The organism is Curvibacter sp. CHRR-16 (assembly GCF_018474005.1).
Lineage (GTDB): Bacteria > Pseudomonadota > Gammaproteobacteria > Burkholderiales > Burkholderiaceae_C > Allorhodoferax.
In genome coordinates this window covers 1-4,087 of the sequence record NZ_JAHCSH010000016.1, presented here as the reverse complement: position 1 = coordinate 4,087, position 4,087 = coordinate 1, and the positions used below count along the sequence as shown (strand labels likewise).

5 protein-coding genes are annotated in these 4,087 nt (G+C 52.6%); all 5 read left to right on the top strand.

The genetic code is table 11. The features are described 5' to 3' along the window. The first annotated feature begins 167 nt into the window (after nucleotides 1–167). Complete coding sequence (locus KIK84_RS16405; RefSeq protein ID WP_214124200.1) at nucleotides 168–584, top strand: CopD family protein; 417 nt, start codon at nucleotides 168–170, stop codon at nucleotides 582–584. A gap of 106 nt (nucleotides 585–690) precedes the next feature. Further along, nucleotides 691–1,068 carry a 30S ribosomal protein S12 gene (rpsL, locus tag KIK84_RS16400; protein WP_214124199.1) on the top strand — a complete coding sequence of 126 codons (378 nt, stop codon included), beginning with the start codon at nucleotides 691–693 and terminating at the stop codon, nucleotides 1,066–1,068. Nucleotides 1,069–1,194: 126 nt separating this feature from the next. Next, nucleotides 1,195–1,668, top strand: a complete 474-nt coding sequence (rpsG, locus tag KIK84_RS16395; RefSeq protein ID WP_214124198.1) for a 30S ribosomal protein S7 — start codon at nucleotides 1,195–1,197, stop codon at nucleotides 1,666–1,668. An 84-nt stretch (nucleotides 1,669–1,752) separates the two neighbouring features. Next, nucleotides 1,753–3,855, top strand: a complete 2,103-nt coding sequence (gene fusA / locus KIK84_RS16390) for an elongation factor G (RefSeq protein ID WP_214124197.1) — start codon at nucleotides 1,753–1,755, stop codon at nucleotides 3,853–3,855. Nucleotides 3,856–3,962: 107 nt separating this feature from the next. Then, a partial coding sequence (locus KIK84_RS16385) for a GTP-binding protein (protein ID WP_250207903.1) occupies nucleotides 3,963–4,087 on the top strand: 125 nt, incomplete at its 3' end.

Genomic DNA, 4,087 nt, shown 5'->3' with positions numbered 1-4,087 from the left:
CGCGAGTCGGTACAGATCTACAACAGCGAGCGCCCGCATCTATCGCTGAAAATGCAAACGCCCGATGCGGTGCATCGGGCATCACTGGCCAGTATCCACTGGCTAAACTCACCGTCCAAGATGTCAACCTAATTCAGGACGGGTCATTGGCGAAGTACACTTGCCCCATGCTTTGGCTCAAAACTTTCCACATTGTTTTTGTTCTCGGTTGGTTTTCGGCCATTTTTTATTTCCCGCGAATATTGGTCAATTTGGCTATGGTGGTGCCAAGTAGCCATGTTGAATATGAGCGCCTGCTATTGATGGCCAGCAAACTGTATAGGTTTGGGCTACCACTCGGATTACTGGCGACCATGCTGGGCATGTGGCTGTGGTTGGGCTATGGTTATTCGGGGGGGTGGCTGCATGCCAAGCTGCTAGTCGTGGTTGTTTTGTGGGCCTACTATGGGCTATGCGGTTTTATGCTGCGTCAATACAAACTCAAGCAGGCGCGGTACACGCACACGATGCTGCGATGGTTCAATGAAATCCCAGTACTGCTGCTGCTGCTGATTGTGATGCTCGTTGTGCTAAAGCCGTTTTGAAAACGGGCCTTGTGTCAATTGGGTTGGGCTGTTATACTGGTAGGCTTTTCGGAATTTCCGAAGGGTTTTTCGTTTTTGTAAATTTCAAACGTTTAGGGACGTTTCAATGCCAACCATTAACCAATTAGTGCGTCAAGGCCGTGAGGTCGAGACCATCAAATCCAAGAGTCCTGCGATGCAGAACTGCCCACAACGTCGTGGCGTCTGCACCCGCGTGTACACAACTACTCCTAAGAAGCCTAACTCCGCTTTGCGTAAGGTCGCCAAGGTGCGCCTGACCAATGGTTTTGAGGTGATTTCCTACATTGGCGGTGAAGGCCATAACTTGCAAGAGCACAGCGTGGTGCTGGTGCGTGGTGGTCGTGTGAAGGACTTGCCTGGTGTGCGTTATCACATCGTGCGCGGTTCCCTGGACTTGCAAGGCGTGAAAGATCGTAAGCAAGCCCGCTCCAAGTACGGTGCTAAGAAGCCTAAGGCTAAATAATTTCAAGGTGCCTTTTGCCCGCGTGTGGTGCGGTCAAGGGCGTAGTGGCCAAAGCAATTTGGTCAAGTAAGTGAGAGTTTGCTAGCTCTCATGGCAAACATGCCAACTGAAGCAAAGAGGTAAAAAATGCCACGTCGTCGCGAAGTCCCTAAACGTGAAATCCTGCCGGATCCAAAATTCGGCAATGTAGAGCTTTCCAAGTTCATGAACGTGATCATGGAAGGTGGTAAAAAGGCTGTTGCAGAGCGCATCATTTACGGCGCTTTGGACATCATCGCCAAAAAGAATGCTGAAAAAGACCCATTGGAAGTTTTCAGCACTGCTATCAACAACGTCAAGCCCATGGTTGAGGTGAAGTCTCGCCGTGTTGGTGGTGCTAACTACCAAGTGCCTGTTGAAGTGCGTCCAGTACGTCGCTTAGCCCTGTCTATGCGCTGGATCAAAGAGGCTGCCCGCAAGCGTAGCGAAAAGTCCATGGCACAACGCTTGGCCAACGAAATGTTGGAAGCTGTTGAAGGCCGTGGTGGTGCCATGAAAAAGCGTGATGAAGTACACCGCATGGCTGAAGCCAACAAGGCCTTCTCGCACTTCCGTTTCTAAATTAGAAATATTGCTAGCCTGAAGGCTAACGCCACATGCTTTGAGTGTGTGGCGCTTTTGTTTTTCTGACCGTTGAGGATCAATATGGCACGGACAACCCCTATCGAGCGCTACCGCAATATCGGTATCTCGGCCCACATCGATGCGGGCAAAACAACCACCACAGAACGCATCTTGTTTTACACCGGTGTGAACCACAAGATTGGTGAGGTGCATGATGGTGCTGCCACCATGGACTGGATGGAGCAAGAGCAAGAGCGTGGTATCACGATTACTTCCGCTGCGACTACGTGCTTCTGGAAAGGTATGGAACTGTCTTATCCTGAGCACCGTTTCAACATCATTGATACCCCCGGACACGTGGACTTCACCATTGAGGTGGAGCGCTCCATGCGTGTGCTGGATGGTGCATGCATGGTCTACTGTGCAGTGGGTGGTGTGCAGCCCCAGTCTGAAACAGTTTGGCGCCAAGCCAACAAATACAAAGTGCCACGTCTGGCTTTTGTGAACAAGATGGATCGCACCGGCGCCAACTTCTTCAAGGTCGTTGACCAGATGAAGTTGCGCTTGAAGGCCAACCCCGTTCCTGTGGTTGTTCCAATCGGCGCTGAAGAAAACTTCAAGGGCGTAGTTGATTTGTTGAAAATGAAAGCCATCATTTGGGACGAGGCATCCCAAGGTATGAAGTTCAACTACGAAGATATCCCCGCTGATTTGGTAGAAACTGCCAAAGAGTGGCGCGAGAAGATGGTGGAAGCAGCTGCTGAAGCCAGCGAAGAGCTGATGAACAAGTACCTGGAAGAGGGGGACTTGTCTGAAGAGGAAATCAAGCTGGGCTTGCGCACTCGCACTATCTCCACTGAGATTCAGCCTATGCTGTGCGGTACTGCGTTCAAGAACAAGGGCGTGCAACGCATGCTGGATGCCGTGATTGACTTCCTGCCATCGCCTGTGGATATTCCCCCAGTTTCTGGTACCGATGAAGATGAGCAGCCTGCCAGCCGCAAAGCGGACGACGCTGAGAAATTCTCCGCATTGGCGTTCAAGTTGATGACTGACCCGTTCGTTGGTCAGCTGACTTTTGTGCGCGTCTATTCAGGTGTTTTGTCCAAGGGTGACACCGTTTACAACTCGGTGCGCGGCAAAAAAGAGCGTATCGGTCGTATCGTGCAGATGCACGCCAACAACCGCCAAGAAGTCGAAGAAATTCGCGCAGGTGACATTGCCGCTTGCGTTGGCTTGAAGGACGTGACAACTGGTGAAACCTTGTGCGATCCTTCTGCTGTGATCACTTTGGAGCGCATGGTATTCCCTGAGCCTGTGATTCGTCAGGCTGTGGAGCCGAAATCCAAGGCTGACCAGGAAAAAATGGGTATCGCATTGGGCCGTTTGGCTGCGGAAGATCCTTCCTTCCGCGTACAAACCGACGAAGAGTCTGGTCAAACCATCATTGGTGGCATGGGTGAGTTGCACTTGGAAATCATCGTTGACCGCATGAAGCGTGAATTCGGTGTGGAAGCCAATGTGGGCAAGCCCCAAGTGGCCTACCGCGAAACCATCCGCAAGAGTGTGGCAGACGTCGAAGGCAAATTCGTTCGCCAGTCTGGTGGTAAGGGTCAGTACGGTCACGTGGTGTTCCGCGTTGAGCCCAATGAAGCTGGCAAGGGCTTTGAGTTCTTGGACGAAATCAAGGGCGGTGTGGTTCCCCGTGAATTCATTCCTGCCGTTGAAAAGGGCGTCATCGAGGCTCTGAACTCTGGCGTGATGGCTGGTTACCCGGTCGTAGACGTCAAGGTCGCTCTGACCTTCGGTTCCTACCACGACGTCGACTCGAACGAAAACGCGTTCAAGATGGCCGCCATCTTCGGTTTCAAGGAAGCCTGCAAGAAGGCTAACCCCGTCATCCTCGAGCCCATGATGGCCGTGGAAGTCGAAACGCCTGAAGACTACGCCGGTAACGTGATGGGTGACCTGTCTTCCCGTCGTGGCATGGTGCAGGGCATGGACGATATGGTCGGTGGCGGCAAGGCCATCAAGGCCGAAGTTCCCTTGTCCGAAATGTTCGGCTACTCGACCACCCTGCGCTCGATGTCGCAAGGCCGCGCAACGTACACCATGGAGTTCAAGCACTACGCCGAAGCTCCGAAGAATGTTGCCGAAGCCATCATGGCTGCCCGCGCAAAATAATTTGCAAGTGTCTGCGACGGTGTGCCGCCCTGTTCTCCGTGCGGGGCGATCCAGCAACACCGTGCAGACGTAAAACCACTACACGGATTTGTTCTTTGGAGAAATAAATGGCAAAAGAGAAATTCACGCGTACCAAGCCCCACGTCAACGTTGGTACGATCGGTCACGTTGACCACGGCAAGACAACCCTGACAGCTGCTATCACTACCGTGCTGGCAACCAAGTTCGGCGG

Bases quoted from the DNA above. Each gene is read 5' to 3' on its own strand.
- rpsG (WP_214124198.1), top strand. From the start codon at position 1,195: ATGCCACGTCGTCGCGAAGTCCCTAAACGTGAAATCCTGCCGGATCCA.
- KIK84_RS16405 (WP_214124200.1), top strand. From the start codon at position 168: ATGCTTTGGCTCAAAACTTTCCACATTGTTTTTGTTCTCGGTTGGTTT.
- fusA (WP_214124197.1), top strand. From the start codon at position 1,753: ATGGCACGGACAACCCCTATCGAGCGCTACCGCAATATCGGTATCTCG.
- rpsL (WP_214124199.1), top strand. From the start codon at position 691: ATGCCAACCATTAACCAATTAGTGCGTCAAGGCCGTGAGGTCGAGACC.